General features: G+C 46.8%; 17 protein-coding genes and 1 riboswitch. All 17 genes read right to left on the bottom strand.

Going from position 1 to position 19,933, the window contains the following annotated elements; translation table 11 throughout:
• Positions 1-159: 159 nt before the first annotated feature.
• The 17 genes from DWY63_RS07805 to DWY63_RS07725 all read right to left on the bottom strand — a co-directional run bounded on the left by DWY63_RS07805 (position 160) and on the right by DWY63_RS07725 (position 19,923).
• The gene (locus tag DWY63_RS07805) at positions 160-1,575 is read right to left on the bottom strand and encodes a family 43 glycosylhydrolase (protein WP_055220335.1); all 1,416 of its coding nucleotides are present in this window, start codon (positions 1,573-1,575) and stop codon (positions 160-162) included.
• A 35-nt stretch (positions 1,576-1,610) separates the two neighbouring features.
• The gene (gene rsmI, locus DWY63_RS07800) at positions 1,611-2,456 is read right to left on the bottom strand and encodes a 16S rRNA (cytidine(1402)-2'-O)-methyltransferase (protein ID WP_055220333.1); all 846 of its coding nucleotides are present in this window, start codon (positions 2,454-2,456) and stop codon (positions 1,611-1,613) included.
• A 120-nt stretch (positions 2,457-2,576) separates the two neighbouring features.
• Entirely contained in the window at positions 2,577-3,326 is a 750-nt protein-coding gene (locus DWY63_RS07795) for a tRNA1(Val) (adenine(37)-N6)-methyltransferase (protein WP_055220409.1), read from the bottom strand.
• 385 nt (positions 3,327-3,711) lie between these two features.
• Positions 3,712-4,614 carry a PSP1 domain-containing protein gene (locus tag DWY63_RS07790; protein WP_055220331.1) on the bottom strand — a complete coding sequence of 301 codons (903 nt, stop codon included), beginning with the start codon at positions 4,612-4,614 and terminating at the stop codon, positions 3,712-3,714.
• Positions 4,615-4,618: 4 nt separating this feature from the next.
• Positions 4,619-5,608 carry a DNA polymerase III subunit delta' gene (gene holB / locus DWY63_RS07785; protein WP_117801794.1) on the bottom strand — a complete coding sequence of 330 codons (990 nt, stop codon included), beginning with the start codon at positions 5,606-5,608 and terminating at the stop codon, positions 4,619-4,621.
• 146 nt (positions 5,609-5,754) lie between these two features.
• On the bottom strand, positions 5,755-6,351 hold the full coding sequence (locus DWY63_RS07780; protein WP_117801793.1) for a guanylate kinase: 597 nt from the start codon (positions 6,349-6,351) through the stop codon (positions 5,755-5,757).
• A 27-nt stretch (positions 6,352-6,378) separates the two neighbouring features.
• A complete protein-coding gene (locus tag DWY63_RS07775; RefSeq protein WP_117801792.1) occupies positions 6,379-7,068 on the bottom strand; it encodes a response regulator transcription factor in 690 nt (229 codons plus the stop codon).
• The gene (locus DWY63_RS07770; RefSeq protein WP_117510729.1) at positions 7,065-8,558 is read right to left on the bottom strand and encodes a sensor histidine kinase; all 1,494 of its coding nucleotides are present in this window, start codon (positions 8,556-8,558) and stop codon (positions 7,065-7,067) included. Before DWY63_RS07770 ends, DWY63_RS07775 begins: the two co-directional genes overlap by 4 nt.
• A gap of 175 nt (positions 8,559-8,733) precedes the next feature.
• Entirely contained in the window at positions 8,734-9,921 is a 1,188-nt protein-coding gene (gene metK, locus DWY63_RS07765; RefSeq protein WP_055267252.1) for a methionine adenosyltransferase, read from the bottom strand.
• A 126-nt stretch (positions 9,922-10,047) separates the two neighbouring features.
• Positions 10,048-10,160, bottom strand: a riboswitch (SAM riboswitch).
• Between the two features lie 223 nt (positions 10,161-10,383).
• On the bottom strand, positions 10,384-12,012 hold the full coding sequence (gene ptsP / locus DWY63_RS07760) for a phosphoenolpyruvate--protein phosphotransferase (RefSeq protein ID WP_117801791.1): 1,629 nt from the start codon (positions 12,010-12,012) through the stop codon (positions 10,384-10,386).
• 23 nt (positions 12,013-12,035) lie between these two features.
• Positions 12,036-12,293: an HPr family phosphocarrier protein gene (locus DWY63_RS07755; protein ID WP_117801790.1), complete on the bottom strand. Its 258-nt coding sequence runs from the start codon at positions 12,291-12,293 to the stop codon at positions 12,036-12,038.
• Positions 12,294-12,297: 4 nt separating this feature from the next.
• A complete protein-coding gene (locus DWY63_RS07750) occupies positions 12,298-13,134 on the bottom strand; it encodes a PRD domain-containing protein (RefSeq protein WP_022461277.1) in 837 nt (278 codons plus the stop codon).
• Between the two features lie 27 nt (positions 13,135-13,161).
• Positions 13,162-15,324, bottom strand: a complete 2,163-nt coding sequence (locus tag DWY63_RS07745; RefSeq protein ID WP_117801789.1) for a PTS transporter subunit IIABC — start codon at positions 15,322-15,324, stop codon at positions 13,162-13,164.
• Positions 15,325-15,690: 366 nt separating this feature from the next.
• A complete protein-coding gene (locus DWY63_RS07740; RefSeq protein ID WP_117801788.1) occupies positions 15,691-16,980 on the bottom strand; it encodes a UDP-N-acetylglucosamine 1-carboxyvinyltransferase in 1,290 nt (429 codons plus the stop codon).
• A 337-nt stretch (positions 16,981-17,317) separates the two neighbouring features.
• Positions 17,318-17,821 (bottom strand): shikimate kinase, encoded by a 504-nt coding sequence (locus DWY63_RS07735; RefSeq protein ID WP_117801787.1) that lies wholly within the window; start codon positions 17,819-17,821, stop codon positions 17,318-17,320.
• A 52-nt stretch (positions 17,822-17,873) separates the two neighbouring features.
• Entirely contained in the window at positions 17,874-18,893 is a 1,020-nt protein-coding gene (locus tag DWY63_RS07730; protein WP_117801786.1) for a sugar kinase, read from the bottom strand.
• 142 nt (positions 18,894-19,035) lie between these two features.
• On the bottom strand, positions 19,036-19,923 hold the full coding sequence (locus DWY63_RS07725) for a carbohydrate ABC transporter permease (protein ID WP_117801785.1): 888 nt from the start codon (positions 19,921-19,923) through the stop codon (positions 19,036-19,038).
• Between the last annotated feature and the right edge of the window lie 10 nt (positions 19,924-19,933).

Genomic DNA, 19,933 nt, shown 5'->3' with positions numbered 1-19,933 from the left:
CAAACTGTAACATTCGCAGCCCTCCTTTTGCTTCGCAAATGGAGAGCTGCTCACGCCTGAATCACTTTCTTACGCAGTGAAATAACAAGTGCTTCATTGCAAAGTGAACTGTAATCGTATTCCTGCATCTGCCTCCGTTTTTGTTATTCTTTTCCCACTTTAGCGATATGCAATACTCTGGTTCTCAAATACCACACTTCCATCTATGGCTCCCAGACAGATTCCTTCTCCCGGACTGGTATACATGCGGGTGTTCAGGGCAACTCCATCCACATATAATGTGGCAATTGTATCATCCACAATAATCTGTACATGATATTTTTTCCCCGGTGTCAGACGGATCAGACGTTCCAGACCCATATTGTTCATCTGCGGCCATGGCCAGTTCGGAGATTTTTCGAAAATCACACGATCCTTCGGGCATTCAAAGGTAAAGGAATAAAATTCATCATCTGCTTCCTGTGCTCTTACCCCGATCGAGAATCCACGCGTACCTTCTGTAAACGTAACATCTGCTTCATATCGATAACAGTCACCGGTGTGTGTCAGCACATGTTTCAGTGCTCTTCCCGATTCTTTTTCCAGTTTTACATCATCAATTTTTTTCTCATCTTTAAATGCATTCCATACGGTATCCGGGATCCGGCATCCAAGTGTGCCGTCTTTCCTCTGGTACAGCTCATGTGCAACAAACGTTCCCGCCCAGATAAAATCTTCCTTGTCCGAATCCGGCGTATAGCGAAGATTTGCGCTGTCTGTCTCATTCGCACGTGTAGGAACCCAGCCAAACAAAATTCTCTGATTATTTAACATAAAGGTTCTTCCGGCATAATAAGCTCTTCCGTCAAACGCATCGTCATCCGGTGCAATCCACGGTCCTTTGAGACTCTTTGCCATTCGATACACTTGTGTGGAAGCATGAGAATATTCTGTTGTAATCAGATACCACCAGTCACCCATCTTAAACAGATCCGGCATCTCATGCATCGTAAACAGATCCGGTGCCCAGAAGTCTCCCTGAAACTCCCAGTCCACAAGATTGTCTGATGTAAAGTAAACCGTTCTTCCTGTTGTTTTATGCTTGTCGCCTTCCAGCCGTGCACCCAGAATCAGGATATATTTTTCCGATTCATCATCCCACAGTACAAACGGATCTCTCCAGTCATCCGGATCATATCCCGGCTGCGGAGCAAATTTTACCGTATCCTGAGTTTTCGTCCAGTGTTTCAGATCCTCGCTGACCGCATGCATCAGTACCTGTGACGGTTTTCCCTGTTTGGGATAATCCCGGTTGTAGCCGGTATAAAATGCGTGATATTTTCCTTCCCGATCCTCGCAGATACTTCCGGCAAAAATAAACTGATCCTGCTCTTCATCGGTTCCTCTTGGAATTGCTGCTCCACAATCCTCATATGTCACAAAGTCCTTTGTTGTTGCCAGATCCCAGCCAAACGGCTCTCCGAAAGGACACGGCACTCTGGTATCTCTCTGATGAAACAGATAAAAGGTGTCATCCTTTCCAAATGGCATGCAATCTCCAAACCAGGTATTCGGATGCTGATAATAGATTTTCATACTTCTTCCTCTCTTTCCTGCCCGCCGGCATATCGTTATTCTTTTCCCAGTAAATACTGATAAATATCTCTCTTCGTCACGCCACGGTCTTTTGCCACGAGCTTCATCGCCTCTTTCCGCGTAATCCCCTGGTCTTCATACCGTTTCATATGTTCCTCAATCGAAATCTCCTCAAACGCAGCCTTCGCTTCGTCCTCGATTTCTTTCTGGCTTCTGCCTTCGATCACAAGAACACATTCGCCCTTCGGATCTTCCTGCTCATAGCGTGTGATGGCATCTTCCATCGTAGTCTGCCATGCCGTCTCGTGCTTTTTGGTCAGCTCACGACAAATCGTCAGTCTGCGATTTCCGAGCGTTTCCAGCAGTTCTCGCAATGTCTTCAGCAGATGATGCGGCGCCTCGTACACGATCATGGTTCGTGTCTCATTTTTCAGCCGCTCCAGCGCCAGCTTATGCTCTTTTTTATCCGGTGGAAGAAATGCTTCAAACACAAATCTTCTCGTCGAAAGTCCCGACAGCGTCAGTGCCGTCACGCACGCGCACGCGCCCGGCAGGCTTGTTACTTCAATTCCCGCCTCATACGCCATTTTTACGAGTTCCTCTCCCGGATCGGAAATTCCCGGCGTTCCTGCATCCGTAATCAACGCAATGTTCGTTCCCGCCAGCAGCTTCTGCACCAGTTCGCGTCCCTTGTCGTATTTGTTGTATTCGTGATAGCTTGTCATCGGCGTGTGAATTTCAAAGTGATTCAGCAGCTTAATGCTGTTTCTCGTATCCTCCGCCGCGATCAGATCGACTTCCTGCAGAATACGGATTGCACGGAAGGTCATGTCCTCCAGATTTCCAATCGGTGTTGCACACAAATATAATTTCCCTGCCATATTGATTCCTCTTTGCCAGATCTTTTCCGGCAATTTTCTTTCTATTTCAAAACTCCTGCAAATTCTGTCCCCAAGTGTCCTATTTAATAACGATGTATTAGAGCGTGTCTGTACGGGTTTCTACCTTCCATCACCGTACAATTCCCGGATATCCTTTGTATACACGCCCGGTGTCTCATACACAATCAGCGGCTTCTCCACGGTAATTCTCGGATTCCCGCCCTTCATCGCCTCAATCAGCACCATATTCGGCTCCTTGTCCACGAACGGATATACCAGCTGCATCCTTTTTGGTTCCAGATGATACTTTTTCAGCGTTGAAAAAATCTCTGCCAGCCGGAACGGCCGGTGTACCAGATAAAACCGTCCTTTTGTCTTTAAAACCGCCGACGCTTCTTTTGCAATATCATCAAATGAGCACAGCACCTCATGCCGCGCAATTGTTTTCGCCTCGAGCGCATTCGTCAGTCCGTGCTGTCCTGTCATATACGGCGGATTGCACGTTACCACATCAAATACTTCTTTTCCAAACTGCTGCGATGCCGTCTTCACATCTCCCCGGAAAATCTCAACTTCATTTTCCAGATGATTATACCTCACACTCCGCTGCGCCATCTCGGCGCTGTATTCCTGAATTTCCAGCCCGGAAAAATGCTCTCCGTTTGTCTTTGCTTTCAAAAGAATCGGTACAATTCCCGATCCTGTACAGAAGTCCATCGCACACTCCCCGCGTTTCACCTTTGCGTAGGAGGCCAGCAGCACTGCATCGATTCCGTAGCAGAAAAGGGATGGATTCTGTATCATCCAGTAACCGTTCTGCAGATCATCGAGCCGCTCTCCCGGCTTCAAAAATTCTTCTCTGTTTTCCATAAATCCTTCCTCTTTTTCTGCTCCGGCGAAAAAAGTCTCCGTCGCTGCAGATCTTCCCATCTTCTATCCTTTTCGCATGCAAAATGGTAGTATCAAAACAACCTGCTTTGCCTATTGGATGCCTCACTTCTCTGCGTTCCAGTATACCAGATTTCCCCGCTTTTGTCATTTGCTTCCGCAACGCATTTCTCGCCACAAAGAATCCTGCTTTGCAGGATTCTCCGCCTGCGGCGGGTCGCTCCGGCGACCTAATTCCCCTCTGCCGCAGTGCGATCCTGCCCGGAGGGCTTTTGCTTTACAGGAAATTTCAACGAAGTTTTCTGTAAAGCCAAAAGCCTGTGCACCACAGATTTCGTGTGAGCACAGGACTTTCTTTATCTTTTTCTTATTCCGGCTGTTTTGCCTCTTCCAAAGAAGCCTGCTCGCCGGAGATGTTTCTGTCTTTTTTCTTTTCTTTGCCTTTTTCTTTCTTATGCTTCGGCTTGAACTTGAGTTCCTCCACCGGGTACTCCCGCAGCTCCTTCTCATCGTTCACATCAACCAGCACTTTCACAAGCTGGCGAAGCACATTCACGCTGGACACCTCACCCTTCATGCCGTCCGGCATCGTCACAATATCGCCGATACCCGGAAGCTTGCGGTTCAGGTATTCATACGTTTCCTGCTCATTTTTCAGGCAGCACATCAGTCGTCCGCAGACACCTGATATTTTGGTCGGATTCAGGGACAGATTCTGTTCCTTCGCCATCTTGATCGAAACCGGTGCAAACTCCGAAAGATAGGTATGGCAGCAGAGCGGTCTTCCGCAGATTCCGATTCCGCCAAGAATTTTCGTCTCATCGCGGACACCGATCTGACGCAGTTCGATTCTCGTCTTAAACACAGCCGCCAGATCCTTTACCAGCTCACGGAAATCGATTCTTCCGTCGGCTGTAAAGTAAAACAGCATTTTATTATTATCAAACGTATATTCTGCATCGATCAGCTTCATTTCCAGGTTGTGCGCCCGAATCTTCTTCTGGCAGATTTCAAATGCTTCTTTCTCTTTCTCGCGGTTGTTTTCTTCTCTCGCATCATCCTTCGGCGTTGCGATACGGATCACCTCTTTGAGCGGCTGAACCACCTTCGAATCATCGACCTCTTTTGGTCCCAGCACGACAAATCCATATTCCACTCCACGCGCCGTCTCTACGATGACATGGTCGCCCACGCAGACATCCAGATCTCGCGGCGAGAAATAATATACTTTTCCTACGTTTCGAAAACGTACTCCTATAATTGTTATCATGTTATTAATTTTCCTTCATTGTCAGGAACATAAGCTCCATGGTTAAATCAAAGTTCACATTCGCATTCAGACGGGTTCTTGCCTTCTGAATCGACTCTATAATCTTCTCCAGGCCTTCGTATGAGCTTTTATTTGCCCTCGCACGGATTCCATTCAGCTCCTGCTTGAACACAAGGGAATCGACCTCTTTTGTCGCCTTAAAGAGCAGAACATCGCGGAACCATAAAGAAAAGATATCGAAATAATCATCAATATTGTCTTTTTCGGCCGTCAGTTTTTTGATCGTCTCCACGATTTCATACAGCGGCATACTGTCGGCGTACTTTGCCATGCGGAGTGCATTTTCCAGCGTCTCCTCGTATTCCGGAGAACGGGCAATCCGCTCTGCTTTTCCGATATTTCCCTGCGCCAGGGACGCATCAACCTCTGCCTGGTAATCCGGCACATGCATTTCGTTCATCAGATAATCTTTCACAAGCTGGTCTCCCACTGGTTTTAAATTTAACTGCACGCAGCGTGACGAAATCGTCGGAAGCAGCGCATCCGGGTTGTCTGCCAGAAGCATGACAACTGCGTAGGCCGGCGGCTCCTCGATCGTCTTCAGCAGCGCGTTCTGCGCCTGAAGTGTCAGCTTCTGCGCCTCGTCGATGATATAAATCTTGTACGGACTGCTGTACGGCTTGATCATCACATCGTTAATGAGCTGCCCGCGGATTTCATCGATGCTGATGGTGTTCGGCTTTTCATGCTTCACATAAATGATATCCGGATGATTCTGGCTCTGTGCCTTTTTACAGGACGGGCATTCCATACAGGGCTCGACCCCGTGCTTCTCGCACTGAAGCGTCATCGCAAACAGTGAAGCCATCATTTTCTTTCCCGATCCACTCTCTCCGCCAAAAAGATAAGCATGAGATACTTTATTCATCGAAATGGCATTCTGTAAATGCGTTATGATTTCCTGATGTCCTACAACCTTCTGAAAACCCTGCATAAAATCACCCCCTGAAATTTTTTCACTGCTCTTAGTATATCATGATTCGCACCTTCGGTGCTTGACGCTGCTTTCGCAGCTATCATGATCGCCATTCGCCGTTCGCTGAATGTGCAAGCACATTCCTCTCACTAACGCTCATTATATCATATCTTTTTCTGTTGTTCCACAAAATTCTGAATTTCGGAAAAACAGGCTTCTGGCGTTGTATTATTCGAAAAACGGCGTACAATTCCTGCTTTTGCTATATTTTCCTCGGAAAAATCTTCGCAGTCTGCCAGGAATCTGCGGCACATTTCGGCGTATTTTGGCTCTTTCTGTCCTCTCTCGCGTTCCAGCGCACGGGACAGGCGCAGTCCATCATCCACTTCCACATACAGAGGTACCAGGGCCTGCTCCCCAAAATAGTCCTTTAATTTCACGTAGGATTCCAGCGTTCCAATCCCAAGATAATCCTGTTTTTCGAGGTCAATCTGCCCATCGTCCGCCGTAAAATAATACCACGGTCCCATCACGCTCGGATACATGCGCTCCTCGATAATCTTTCCAGCCTCCCGCAGCCTGGAAAGCCGTGCTTCATCCACAAAGAAATACTCTCTTCCGTCCTGCTCTCCGCTCCGAATCGGCCGTGTTGTGTACAGCACCAGCGGTTTCAGATCGAACGATGTCTCTTTGAGCAGATGCTCATAAATATGATCCTTCCCCGAAGCACTCTTTCCCATCAGATAGTAAATTTTTCCCATTTTCAATCTCCCCGAAACGCAAAATTTTTATGCTTTAAACCGGTATCCCACGCCCCAGATCGTCTCGATATACTGCGGCTTTGCCGTATTAAACTCAATCTTTTCACGGATCTTCTTGATATGCACCGTAACCGTCGCAATATCTCCGATCGACTCCATATCCCAGATCTCCCGGAACAGCTCCTCTTTTGTAAAGACGCGGTTCGGATTCTCCGCAAGGAAGGTCAGCAAATCGAATTCTTTTGTCGTAAACTGCTTCTCCTCGCCATTCACCCACACGCGGCGTGCCGTCTTGTCAATCTTGATGCCGCGGATCTCCACGATATCATTTTCCTTCTTGCCGCTTCCGACCAGACGTTCGTACCGTGCCAGATGTGCTTTCACGCGCGCAACCAGCTCACTTGGGGAAAACGGCTTTGTCATATAGTCATCCGCACCAAGGCCCAGTCCGCGGATTTTATCAATATCATCTTTTTTTGCAGAAACCATGATAATCGGAATATCCTTCTTTTCACGCACTTCGCGGCAGATCTCAAAGCCATCCACCTCCGGCAGCATCAGATCCAGGATCAGCAGATCAAAATCCTCCTTGATCGCCCGTACAAGACCGGTGTCTCCCTGGTTTTCAATCTCCACCTCAAAGCCCGAAAGCTCCAGATAATCTTTCTCCAGATCTGCAATGGATTCCTCATCCTCAACAATCAGTATTTTACTCATGAAACAGGTACCTCCTGATATTTTCTTAATACAAAGTACATCGTGGTGCCCACCCCTTCTTTGCTGGTGGCCCACACTTTTCCGCCGTGGTCTTCAAGAATCTTCTTCACGATGGAAAGACCAATTCCGCTGCCGCCTCTCGTGCTGTTGCGGGACGCATCGGTGCGATAAAAGCGATCGAAAATCTTCGTCAGATCCTTCGTCGCAATTCCCTTTCCGTTATCCTCAATCTCCACCTGCACAAAATCTCCGACATCGCGCAGACGGATGTTGATGACCTTATGGCTCTTGTCCATATATTTGATGGAATTGCTTACAATGTTATTGATGACACGCTTGATCTGCTCCGCATCCGCGATGACGATCGGGTCGTCCTCGAGATAATTAAAGTATGTCAGATCCACATGCTGCGCGTCAAGCTCCAGATTCAGTTCCTCCACGCAGTCATCAAAATAATCCGCAATGTGAATCTTCGAAAACGTATACGGAATGCGGTTCGTGTCAATCTTGGAATAAAACGTCAGCTCATTGATCAGACGGTCCATCTCATTCGCTTTGTTGTAAATGGTGCGGATGTAGCGGTCCATCTTCTCCGGCGTATTTGCCACACCGTCCATGATTCCCTCGACATAACCCTTGACCGCGGTAATCGGTGTTTTCAGATCATGCGAAATGTTGCTGATCAGCTCTTTATTCTCTTTGTCAAACTCGACTTTTTCCTCCGCCGTCTCTTTCAGCCGGATACGCATCTCCTCAAAGTCCTCGCAGAGGTCATTAATCTCCGCCACGCCGCACGGTTCAACAGTGAAATCCAGATTTCCGTCTTTGATATTCTGTGTCGCCTTTTTCAGCTGCTCGAGTGGTCCGATCACACCGCGGTAAATCCAGAAGCTCAGGCCCAGACTGGTGAGCACCAGAATCAGCACAATCACGATGCCTAGCTCTTTTACCATGCCTGTAATCTGCGGCGCAATCTGGTCTGTCTTGGTGACGATAAACGCACTGCATTCTTTTCCGTCCGAGTTCTCATAGTCCACCTGTTTGACCATCCACTGTTTTTCATTGCGGAAATAAACGCCGCCCTTCAAATTGGCCCCCGGGTCACCGTATTTCGGCAGCTCATTTTCCAGCTCCTCCGACGACAGCTCCTCCGAGCCATTGTAAATGATAACACCATCCTCGCGCACCGCGATAAACGACTGTTTTTTCTGCAGTCTTGCATTCAGAACAGAGAGATAATTCGTTTCTTCCAGCTTTGCCGTATCCGATTTCGCGGTATCCTCTACTTCGTCGTACTCTTCTGATGTCATCGCATTCAGCAGCAAGGTGTTGTTCGAAATCGTCCGGTATGTTGCGTTCGCAAGACCGTATTTTTCACCGATAATCTTTGCTTTATACCCTACAAAAAAGTAAAACGTCAAGGCACACATCACGATCGGAACCAGTATGATGATGAAAAAAGAAATGATTACTCTCGTCCTTAATTTCATGCTTTTCTTCTTTTTTTCCATATAAGATCCACCTGTTTTCCAACACATATTTCGTACTTTTGCGCACAAAAAATCCCCAGTACGCAGTCTAAATTTATTATAGCACAACGCCTGAGGATTTTTCATTAACTTAGATGAATCTTTCTAAACTTTCTATAAACAGAAAAACCTGAAATTAGAGGTATTTCTTCAGGTCTTCTACTTTATCCAGTTTCTCCCACGGCAGATCCAGATCGTTTCTTCCGAAGTGGCCGTAAGCGGAAGTCTGTTTGTAGATCGGGCGGCGCAGATCCAGCATTTTGATGATTCCAGCCGGACGAAGGTCGAAGTTCTCACGAACGATGTCGGTCAGTTTGTTGTCGGAGAGTTTTCCTGTGCCGTAGCTGTCGATCATGATGGAAGTCGGATGAGCGACACCGATTGCATAGGAAAGCTGGACCTCGCATTTGTCGGCAAGACCTGCTGCTACGATATTCTTTGCTACGTAACGTGCTGCATAAGCTGCAGAACGGTCTACCTTTGTACAGTCTTTTCCGGAGAAAGCTCCGCCGCCGTGACGAGCGTATCCGCCGTAGGTGTCTACGATGATCTTACGTCCGGTGAGGCCGGAATCTCCATGAGGTCCGCCGATTACAAAACGGCCGGTCGGGTTGATGAAGAACTTGGTGTGCTCATCTACCATGTCTGCCGGAATGATTTCGTCGAATACGTATTTTTTGATATCCTCATGAATCTGCTCCTGGGATACTTCCGGATCATGCTGAGTGGAAAGAACAACCGCATCAAGACGGAACGGTTTGCCGTTCTCATCGTACTCTACGGTTACCTGTGTTTTTCCGTCCGGACGCAGGTATGTTAAAGTACCGTCTTTGCGGACTTTGGTCAGCTGGCGAGCCAGTTTGTGTGCCATGTAGATCGGGTATGGCATGTACTCTTCGGTCTCGTTGGTTGCGAATCCGAACATCATTCCCTGATCTCCTGCTCCAATGGCATCGATCTCCTCATCGCTCATATTGTTCTCTTTTGCTTCGAGCGCTTTGTCTACACCCATAGCGATATCGGTGGACTGTTTGTCAATTGCAGTTACAACAGCGCAGGTATCTGCGTCAAATCCGTATTTTGCACGGTCGTAGCCGATTTCGCGAACGGTATCACGTACAACCTGCTGGAAATCAATGTGTGCGTTGGATGTAATCTCACCCATTACCATAACGTATCCTGTTGTAGTACAGGTTTCGCAAGCTACACGGCTCATCGGATCCTGCTCAAGCAGCGCATCCAGAATCGCGTCAGAAATGGCATCACAGATTTTGTCCGGATGTCCTTCGGTTACAGACTCAGAAGTAAACAGTCTTTTTTCCATTCTTTTTCTCCTTTTTTTCTTCTCTTCTCTTTTGCTTTTCGTTCGTGGGCTTTGGCTTTCCCTGAACATTTTTTCGTAAAAAAAGATCCGCAATTTTTAGCGGACCTGAATAGTAATGTTCAAATCCCCTTATTGTTCGAAAATTTCGCTCAGGCTGGCACCTTCCCGTACAGACTATTCTGTCTGGGGGTTGCCGTGGTTTCACAGATCCTATGTATCTCCACCACTCTGAATAAGAGAAAAGCAACTGAATTTTTGATTTTGTTTTTTTGCTACTCTGATACACTATCGCAAAATACGCCATTCGTCAAGAGGAAATAAACGGATTTGAGACATTTTCTTACTGTTGTCCCAAACATCCTTTCTTTTTTTCTGATTTTTCGGCTGTATCTTCTGTTATTTGTGAACAGATAAGAAAACTCTCCAAAACAGAGAGTTTTCTTATCTGCTGTATCGTTTTTTCTACTCTTCTGCTTTCATCTCGCGGACAACCTTCCGCAGCTTCAGAATCATGGACGGAGCAACAGAAAGCTCATCCACTCCCATTCGTACAAACTGCTCCGTCAATGTCAGATCTGCACCGAGCTCCCCGCAGATTCCTGCCCATTTTCCGCATTTGTGTGCATTTTCCACCACCATGCGAATCATCCGAAGAACGGCTTCATGGTGTGGATTGTAGAAATCATCCAGCTGCTCATTCTGACGGTCAATCGCCAGGGTATACTGCGTCAGGTCATTCGTTCCGATGCTGAAGAAATCCACCATTTCCGCCAGACGGTCGCTGATCATCACGGCTGCCGGTGTCTCGATCATAATGCCCTGCTCCGGAATTTTATACTGCACTTCCTGTGCTTTCAGCTCTTCCTCTACCTCTGCAACAATTGCGTAGATTTTTTCTACCTCTTCTGTTGATGTGATCATCGGATACATGACAGAAAGGTTTCCGTAAACGGCCGCGCGGAACAATGCGCGAAGCTGCGCTTTAAAAATTTCCGGCTGTTTCAGGCAAATCCGGATTGCACGGTACCCAAGCGCCGGATTTTCTTCTTTTCCAAGATTAAAGTATTCTACCTGCTTATCTGCCCCGATATCCAGCGTACGGATAATCACTTTTTTGCCTGCCATGGTCTGCACGGCCTGTTTATATGCCTGAAACTGTTCTTCCTCCGTTGGGAAATCATTTCTTCCAAGATAGAGGAATTCACTTCGGAAAAGTCCGATTCCACCGGCGTCATTTTCCATCACATAGCCAAGGTCACCAACACTGCCGATATTTGCATAGATGTTGATCTTACGGCCATCCGGTGTAACATTTTCTTTTCCTTTCAGCTCCTCAAGAAGCTTCTGTTTTTCTGCTTCTTCCTGCATTCTTTTTTCGGTTTCTTTCTGTACGTCCTCCTCAGGTTCAAAGATAACCTGACCTGAAAAACCGTCTACAACGGCCGTCATGCCTGTTTTCAGACCGTTTAAATCCATCGGGACACCGATTAACGCCGGAATGTTCATCATTCGCGCAAGAATCGCAGTATGAGAATTGGTAGATCCATGTACAGTCACAAACGCAAGTATTTTTTCTTTGTCCATCTGTACAGTTTCACTCGGACTTAAATCGTCTGCCACTATAATAGATGGTTCCATAGAGCTCAGGTCGTTATCTCCCTCTCCGCTTAAATTGCGGACCAGACGTTCGGAAATATCTTTTACATCTGCGGAACGTGCCTTCATATATTCATCATCCATAGCTGCAAACATCTCTGCAAAATTATCGCCGGTTGCTGCCGCTGCATATTCTGCATTTACCAGTTCTGTCCGGATCATGTTCTCCATTGATTCCAGATAGTCCTCATCCTCCAGCATCATCTGATGGACTTCAAAGATCGCCGCACTTGCCTCTCCAACTTCCCGGACTGCCTTGTCATACAGTCTGCCAAGCTGTTTTTTCGAAACCTCCACGGCTTCTTTCACACGTTTTACTTCTGCTTCCGGATCTTCAATCCGGGCTCTTTTAACCTGGTAATCATTTTTCTTCAGAACCGCAACCGGTCCCATAACAATTCCTTTATATACGGATTTCCCCTGAAAATACTGCATTTTTTATCCTCCGAGCGTACTTTTTACAGATTTGCTTCGAAAAACGCTTTCAGCGTCTCAATCGCTGCATCTTCGTCCTCTCCGTTTGCTGCAACGGTTACGGTATCTCCCTGCTTTACACCAAGTGACATCAGCATCATCAACTGAGTCAGTTTTTTCGTTTTTCCATCTTTTGTGATGGTGCATTCCGATGCAAAATTTTTTGCCTCCTTTACCAGCATTCCTGCCGGTCTTGCGTGGATTCCCAGTTCATCTTTAATGGTATATTCAAATGATTTCATGCTTTTATTCTCCTTCTTCTCTATCCATAATCCGTTCTATGTGCATAGCGAGATATCCAATTTCGATCTCCTCCATCGGAAGTTTCAGCCTCTTTTCCATCTCCTCACAGATTCGTTTCGCCGCCTGAAAGGCTTTCGGAAACTTTACGGACATGTAGTCATTCATATTTACTTTCAGTTTTTCCCCACTGACCGCTCTTGCAACCATATAGCGGATATGGTTCATCATACGGTTATACGACAACGACATCACATCGATGGTATGCCCGGTGATATGCTCCACCAAAGAAATGCTCTCCCGGACTGCTCTTGCTACTTCCATGGCCTGTGAAACATTTTCCTCCACAATTGCCGAATGAACATGAAGTGCAAGATAGCCGATTTCATGTTCATCAATTTCGATCTGAAGCCGTTCTTTTAAAAGCTCCCTGATACAGGAAGCAACTTTATACTCTTTGTAAAACATCACACGGATATCGTCGGTGAGCGGATTGCTGATCTGCTCACCGTTCTGAATCCGCCGGACAGCAAAATCCAGATGATCTGCCATTGGAAAGACGATGGAACGGTCAATTTTTCCAAATTCCTTTTCTGCCTCGTCAAGCACGGCACTCGCCAGCTCCAGGCTGAGCGGAGAAACGCCCTGTACAATGGTTCTGGCATTTCCTCTCTCCGTCATCTCCGTCAGGGAATAAATGCGGGCATCGTCTCCCGGCTGCACACGCTGTCCCGTTTTTTTCCCAAATGCAATTCCTTTCCCCATGACCAGATATTCCCGGTTATTTTCTTCTTCCACTCCAATAAATGAATTGTGGTTCAGTGTTTTTGCTATCCTGTACATTCTTCTCACCCGTTTTTAAGGCTCAGCTTACGCGAGAATCTCAATCGCAAATAAAGGATCTCCTGCTTTTACCGGTCCGTCTGTCAAAAGACGGATTCTCTGGTTCTCCTCCAGCTCTGTGCAAAGAACCGGTGATGTAACCGACGGCGCATGTGTTTTCAGATATTCCAGATCCAGCTTCAGCATCGGATCACCTTTTTTCACGGTCTGACCGCTTTCTACCAGTGCCTCAAATCCCTCTCCGTTCAGTTTTACTGTATCAATTCCGACATGAATCAGAAGGCTGACCCCGGAATCGGTTACAAATCCAATCGCATGTTTTGTGTCAAAAACAAACGCAACTTCTCCGTCCTCCGGAGCACGCACATAAGGATCTTCCGGTGTTACAACAGCGCCGTCTCCCATCATCTTTTCCGCAAACGCTTCGTCCGGCGCAGTAGAAAGGTCGGCTGCCAGTCCGCTTATCGGGCTGCAGACAGTAATCGTATCCACAACCTTCTGTTCTTTTGTTTCCTGCGTCGGTTCCGCCTCTTTTTGGGTTGGTGTATTTTCTGCTTCCGCATACGTATTCGGAGCTTTTTCCAGATAATCCTCTAAATTTGATTTTATCACAGTTACATTCGGTCCGTAAATAACCTGTACACCATTTCCTTTATGCACAACGCCAGATCCCCCTGTCGCCTTTAAAATACCATCGCTGACTCTCGCTGCATCATGAACAGTACAGCGCAGTCTTGTCGCACAGCAGTCCACATCCGAAATATTTTTCTTTCCGCCAAGACCTTTTGTGATCGCTTCACTCATGGCATCTTCCGATGCCACCCCATCGTTCTGCGCTTCTTTTCTGGCATTTACATCTGCTTTCGTATAAAGCTTGGTTTCTACATCATCATCCTCACGGCCCGGTGTCTTAAAATCAAACTTTTTAATCATGAATTTGAAGATAAAATAATACAGGAAGAAATAAAGAATGCCGACCGGAATCACCCTCATCCAGCTTGTCTTTTCATTTCCCTGCAGAATACCGAACAGGAAGAAGTCCAGAAGTCCGCCGGAAAAGGTAAGACCTACCGCGATATTCAGGATGTGTGCGATCATATAAGCTGTTCCCGCAAGAATAACCTGCACGACAAACAACGCCGGTGCAACAAACAGGAAAGAGAATTCCAGCGGTTCTGTGATACCAGTTGCCATACACGCAAGTGCTGCGGAAAGAAGCAGGCCGCCTGCTGCTTTTTTCTTCTCCGGTTTCGCACAATGGTACATGGCAAGTGCCGCTCCCGGAAGTCCGAAAATCATAAAAATAAATTCTCCGGAGAAATATCTCGTTGCATCTGCACTGAAATGTGCGACATTCGCAGAATCCGCAAGCTGTGCGAAGAAAATATTCTGTCCGCCCTGCACCATCTGTCCTGCCACTTCCATGGTACCTCCGACTGCTGTCTGCCAGAACGGCATATAGAATACGTGATGCAGACCAAATGGAATCAGTGCTCGCTTAATCAGACCGAAAATCAGCGTTCCGACATAACCGGAGCCGGTTACCAGGCCACCCAGCGCATAAATGCCGTTCTGTACAACCGGCCATACAAAATACATTAAAATTCCCACAAACATATAGACGATCGTAGAAATAATTGGTACAAAACGAGTACCTCCAAAGAAAGAAAGTGCGTTCGGAAGCTGGATCCGGTAAAATCGATTATGAAGTGCTGCGACTCCAAGACCGACAATAATACCGCCAAACACACCCATCTGCAGCGACTGAATACCGCAGACAGAAGTGATGGTTCCTTCCAGAACAGATTCTGCAATTTCTCCGTTTTCCAGAATCTGACCCGTAATAGTCAGCATTGCGTTAATCGCTGTATTCATAACGAAATATGCAATAACGGCTGACAGGGCAGAAACCTCTTTTTCCTTCTTTGCCATACCAATTGCAACACCTACCGCAAAAATCAGAGGCAGGTTATCAAACACCGCACTTCCTACTTTGTTCATGATCACCAGCAGCGCATGAAGAATTGTGCCGTTGCCGAGCAAACTTGTCAGCCCGTACGTTTCAATTGTGGTTGCATTGGTAAATGAGCTTCCGATTCCCAGTAAAAGTCCGGCTACCGGAAGAATTGCGATCGGGAGCATAAAGCTTCTTCCCACTCGCTGCAGAACACTAAAAATTTTGTCCTTCATTTTTTTACTCCTTGTGTAGTTTATACTTTTTACAAGAAAAGTTTCTGCGGTTTTGCATCTTTTTAGCCGGTCTGTACTCTTTTTTCTAAAACAGAGCACAAAAAAGAGACACTAACCCACATAAACAATTCCTGTTATGTATAGTTAATGCCTCCAAAAATCGAGTTACACACTACAACTGTAGTTGAATATAGCACAGATAAATCTCTTTTGTCAAGTCAGTTCTTATTATTTGAAAGATAAAAATAATTCACAATAATAGTAGTAAAATTTAAGCCAATTTCTTCGCAATAAGGTAAAATAAAATAAAAGAACGGTACCTTTTATTGCACCGTCCTTTTTGTCAACATTTGTTTTATACTGTTTTCACGCTCTTAACCGGAATTTCTGGATATCCTTTGCATTATTCACGCGCTCAATTTCAGCGCCGAGTCCTCGGAGCTTTCCATCGAAATCCTCGTATCCGCGCAGAATATATACGATATCATCTACCACAGTAATTCCCTCTGCTGCAAGTCCTGCGATCACAAGTGCTGCACCTGCGCGAAGATCCGGTGCGGAAACCTCTGCTCCGGTAAATTTTTCTACGCCGTCAATGATCGCCGTGTTGCCTTCCACTTTAATACAGGCGCCCATACGTGCCAGCTCATCCGCATACTTAAAGCGATTTTCAAAAATACTCTCTGTTACAATACTCGTACCGTTTGCCAGTGCCAGTGTAACCGCGATCTGCGGCTGCATATCGGTCGGATAGCCCGGATACGGCTGTGTCTTTACGTGTGTTCTGCCCAGACGTTTGCTTGCGCTCACACGGATGGAATCGTCAAACTCTTCTACGTCGCAGCCAATCTCCTCGAGCTTTGCGGTTGTTGCTTCCAGATGCTTTGGAATCACGTTTTTAATCAGCACATCGCCCTTTGTGGCTGCTGCTGCAAACATATACGTACCTGCCTCGATCATATCCGGTACGACCGCATAGCTGGTTCCGTGCAGGGTATCGACACCCTTGATCCGGATCACGTCGGTTCCTGCTCCTTTGATGTTTGCTCCCATGCTGTTCAGGAAGTTCGCCACATCGACAACGTGCGGCTCTTTTGCTGCGTTCTCAATCGTTGTATTTCCTCTTGCCATCGAAGCTGCCATCATGATATTGATGGTGGCTCCAACAGAAACCATATCCAGGAAAATGTGGCTTCCATGCAGATCTGCCGCACTTGCCACGATTGCGCCGTGACGGATGCTTACCTCAGCGCCGAGTGCGCGGAATCCCTTTAAATGCTGGTCGATCGGACGGCTTCCAATGTTACATCCGCCCGGAAGCGGAACTTCCGCTCTTTTGTATTTTCCAAGCAGCGCGCCTAAAAGATAATAAGACGCACGGATTTTTTTGATATATTCATAGTCAACACTCAGATCACCGATAGTCGATGCATTGATCCGCACGGTATGACGGTCGATGCGGTCCACAGTAGCTCCGATCTCTGCAATTGCTTCCAAAAGTACATTAATATCGCTGACATCCGGCAGATTTTCGATCAGGACCGTTTCGTCGGTCATCGTTGCTGCCGTAAGAATTGCAAGCGCCGCGTTTTTTGCTCCCCCGATTTCCACTTCGCCCACAAGAGGATTTCCACCTCTGATGACATACTGTTCCATATATTCACCTCAAATTTTCTTTTTCATAACTTAACGAGTGTGTTTTATCCGAAATAACGATTCAAAGTCTGTTCTGCTGTTTTTTTTACACACTCTGGACTCACTGAAACGCACTGCTCCCCGCAGTAATTTTTCAGTCTCCCCTTATCTTAACTCAAATCTAATATTTTGTAAATCAATTTTAATATATTCCGTACTATTTCCGTTTTTTTCCACCGTTTCCGGTCAGGAATATTCAGAGAAACGTTATATGTAATTTCTAACTTTCAGAACATTTTCCTTATTATTACGTAATATTATGTTTTTGAAAATTCTCCGAATATTCCACCGTTCCTTCTTACATGCCAATCTGCTCGCGAAGTGCCAGAATCGTACCCTGGATATCCTTTCCGCTCTCATCGACCGTAATCTCGGCATACTGTTCATACAGTTTACTTCTCTCATCGTAAAGATCTTTGAGCGTCTGACCCTCTTTCAGCACAACGCCGCGTCCCTTCAGGTTTCCAAGACGCTTTGCCAGATCCTCATACGACAGCTTCAGGTAAACGATTATTCCAATCTCTTTAAAATGCTCCATCGCCTCTTTCCCGTAAATAGCGCTGCCGCCCGGTGCAATGACGCTTTCATCGGCTTCCAGAGTCGCATTGACCTCATTCTCAATCGCAAGAAAGCCTTCATTTCCCTCATCTGCAATAATCTCGCGCAGAAGACGTTTCTCCCGATGCTGAATCACAAGATCCGTATCAATAAACTCATACCCCAAAGCCTTTGCAAGGATAACGCCAACGCTGCTTTTGCCGGCTCCCGGCATTCCTATTAATATAATATTCCGTTTCTTCAAGTTTTATTCCTCCTGCTGTCCTGTATGTACTCTCGGAATCTTTTTGTTTCCTCTATCTCTGCAGATTTGTTCCGCCCTGCTTCATGATCTGCTCAATCTCTTTTTCGCTGACCACGTTGGCATCGTGCTGAATCATCAGCTTTAAGACGCTTGCAGAAATCGCAAAATCGATGGTTCTCTGCGGCGCAAAATCATGCGCCATCGCGTGAATCAGTCCTGCACCAAACGCATCACCGGCTCCGACTGCCTCAAAGCTGTGTACTTTGTGAACCGGGCTCTCATAGAATTTTCCGTCTTTCAGGTAAATTCCCATCCAGTCGCCGTCCTCCACGGTGTAGAGATTGCGCAGCACGCTCGCAACTGCTTTACAGTTCGGGAACTGTTTCTGAATTTCCAGCATGCCCTCTTTGTAAGACTCGATCTGTTCAATGCCGCGCGACATATCTCCATCATACGCCGGAATGCCAAGCGATGATTCAAAGTCCTCATCATTTGCAATGCAGACATCCACGTAAGACATCAGACGGCGCATGACGCGCTGTGCGTCCTTTGCTGACCACATTTTTCCGCGGTAGTTGAGATCACATACCACCTGAATTTTTTTCTCTTTGCAGAGCATAAGAGCGATCTCCAGCGTCTTTTCGATCTCGCAGCTGATGGCCGGCGTGATACCGGAGAAATAAAAGAGATCCACGCCATCGAGCAGTTTTTCCCAGTCAAACTCCTCCGCTTCTGCCATCGCGATCGCGCTGTAGGCGCGGTCATAAACCACGCTCGTCGGTCGGATGTTGGTTCCCTTTTCAAAATAGTAAATACCGACGCGGCCGCCGCCCCGCAGAACACGGGTCGTATCCACACCGAACCGGCGGATTTCATTGATGGCCGCCTGTCCGACCTGGTGCTCCGGCACTTTTGTCACGTAGGAAACATCGTTCCCGAGTGTTGCCAGAGAAACCGCGACGTTCGCCTCCGCGCCGCCGTAACTGGCTTCAAAGGTATCTGCCTGCAGTATTTTCAGATGCTCCGGTGTTTTTAAACGCAGCATCAGTTCTCCGAATGTAAGTATTTTCATGATAAAATCCCCTCCAGAAACATTTTGTTTTTCACCTCAATACCTTTTTATCTTACGCTGTTTTCTCCCCGGACGCAAGAAAAAAAGCGCAAAAAAGCGGCTTCCTGTTTCGATTCAGAAGCCGCTTTTTCTGCGTTTTCTCTTATTCTTTTACTGCTCCCAGTGTAATACCGGTTACGAAGTATTTCTGCAGGAACGGATATACAATCAGCATAGGAACAAGGGCGATAAATACCTTTGCTGCCTCCAGTGATTTGTTAGAGTTCTGTGCTAACTGCTGATACTGCTCTGCTGTCAGGGTTACACCTACCGGGATCTGAACGGAGATCTGACGGATGTAGGTCTGTAACGGATAGTTCGTCTCTTTGTTCATTAATACCAGGCCCTGGAAATACTCGTTCCAGTAACCAACGGATGTAAACAGGACGATGGTTGCGATAACCGGTTTGGAACACGGAACTACAATCTGCCACAGGATACGCCACGGGCCGGCGCCGTCTACACGGGCTGCCTCCTCGAGGTCTCCCGGGATGCCGCGGAAGAAGTTCATCATCAGGAGTACGTTGAATACCGGAACAGAACCAGCCAGAACCAGTGCTGCCATCGTATCGATCATACCATAATTTTTAACGGTGATGAACCACGGAATGGTACCACCATTGAACAGCATACAGAATACCAGGATCCACATCAGGACGTTTCTCGGTTTGTACTCTGTTTTGCTCTTTGCCAGCGGATAGGACATCATAATCAGGACAACCATGGTCCATATGGTTCCAATCACAACTCGCTTGATGGAAATCCAGAAGGAATTCCAGAATGCGGAATCACCCATAATCAGGCTGTAGGATTTTACGTTTGATCCGATCGGGTAAATCGTTACAAGACCGCCCTCAGCGGCTGCTTTTGAAGAAATAGATACGCAGAACGTATACCATAACGGATAAAAACAGCTGAATGCCAGGAGAATCAGGATGATAGCATTTATGACTTTAAACGCTCTGCTGCCAAAACTCTTGCTTTCTATCATAATTTCTGCC

This window comes from Blautia sp. AF26-2 (assembly GCF_003460955.1).
In the GTDB taxonomy this organism is placed as follows: Bacteria; Bacillota; Clostridia; order Lachnospirales; family Lachnospiraceae; genus Fusicatenibacter; species Fusicatenibacter saccharivorans.
Note: the sequence above shows the minus strand (reverse complement) of the source record. Positions and strands in the feature narration are given on the sequence as shown.

What these genes read in the sequence shown, in the direction of transcription:
- DWY63_RS07790 (WP_055220331.1), bottom strand. Translation starts at nt 4,614, where the DNA reads ATGATAACAATTATAGGAGTACGTTTTCGAAACGTAGGAAAAGTATAT.
- DWY63_RS07725 (WP_117801785.1), bottom strand. Translation starts at nt 19,923, where the DNA reads ATGATAGAAAGCAAGAGTTTTGGCAGCAGAGCGTTTAAAGTCATAAAT.
- DWY63_RS07750 (WP_022461277.1), bottom strand. Translation starts at nt 13,134, where the DNA reads ATGTACAGGATAGCAAAAACACTGAACCACAATTCATTTATTGGAGTG.
- DWY63_RS07805 (WP_055220335.1), bottom strand. Translation starts at nt 1,575, where the DNA reads ATGAAAATCTATTATCAGCATCCGAATACCTGGTTTGGAGATTGCATG.
- DWY63_RS07740 (WP_117801788.1), bottom strand. Translation starts at nt 16,980, where the DNA reads ATGGAACAGTATGTCATCAGAGGTGGAAATCCTCTTGTGGGCGAAGTG.
- metK (WP_055267252.1), bottom strand. Translation starts at nt 9,921, where the DNA reads ATGGAAAAAAGACTGTTTACTTCTGAGTCTGTAACCGAAGGACATCCG.
- rsmI (WP_055220333.1), bottom strand. Translation starts at nt 2,456, where the DNA reads ATGGCAGGGAAATTATATTTGTGTGCAACACCGATTGGAAATCTGGAG.
- DWY63_RS07795 (WP_055220409.1), bottom strand. Translation starts at nt 3,326, where the DNA reads ATGGAAAACAGAGAAGAATTTTTGAAGCCGGGAGAGCGGCTCGATGAT.
- DWY63_RS07730 (WP_117801786.1), bottom strand. Translation starts at nt 18,893, where the DNA reads ATGAAAATACTTACATTCGGAGAACTGATGCTGCGTTTAAAAACACCG.
- holB (WP_117801794.1), bottom strand. Translation starts at nt 5,608, where the DNA reads ATGCAGGGTTTTCAGAAGGTTGTAGGACATCAGGAAATCATAACGCAT.
- ptsP (WP_117801791.1), bottom strand. Translation starts at nt 12,012, where the DNA reads ATGCAGTATTTTCAGGGGAAATCCGTATATAAAGGAATTGTTATGGGA.
- DWY63_RS07775 (WP_117801792.1), bottom strand. Translation starts at nt 7,068, where the DNA reads ATGAGTAAAATACTGATTGTTGAGGATGAGGAATCCATTGCAGATCTG.
- DWY63_RS07780 (WP_117801793.1), bottom strand. Translation starts at nt 6,351, where the DNA reads ATGGGAAAAATTTACTATCTGATGGGAAAGAGTGCTTCGGGGAAGGAT.
- DWY63_RS07745 (WP_117801789.1), bottom strand. Translation starts at nt 15,324, where the DNA reads ATGAAGGACAAAATTTTTAGTGTTCTGCAGCGAGTGGGAAGAAGCTTT.
- DWY63_RS07770 (WP_117510729.1), bottom strand. Translation starts at nt 8,558, where the DNA reads ATGAAATTAAGGACGAGAGTAATCATTTCTTTTTTCATCATCATACTG.
- DWY63_RS07755 (WP_117801790.1), bottom strand. Translation starts at nt 12,293, where the DNA reads ATGAAATCATTTGAATATACCATTAAAGATGAACTGGGAATCCACGCA.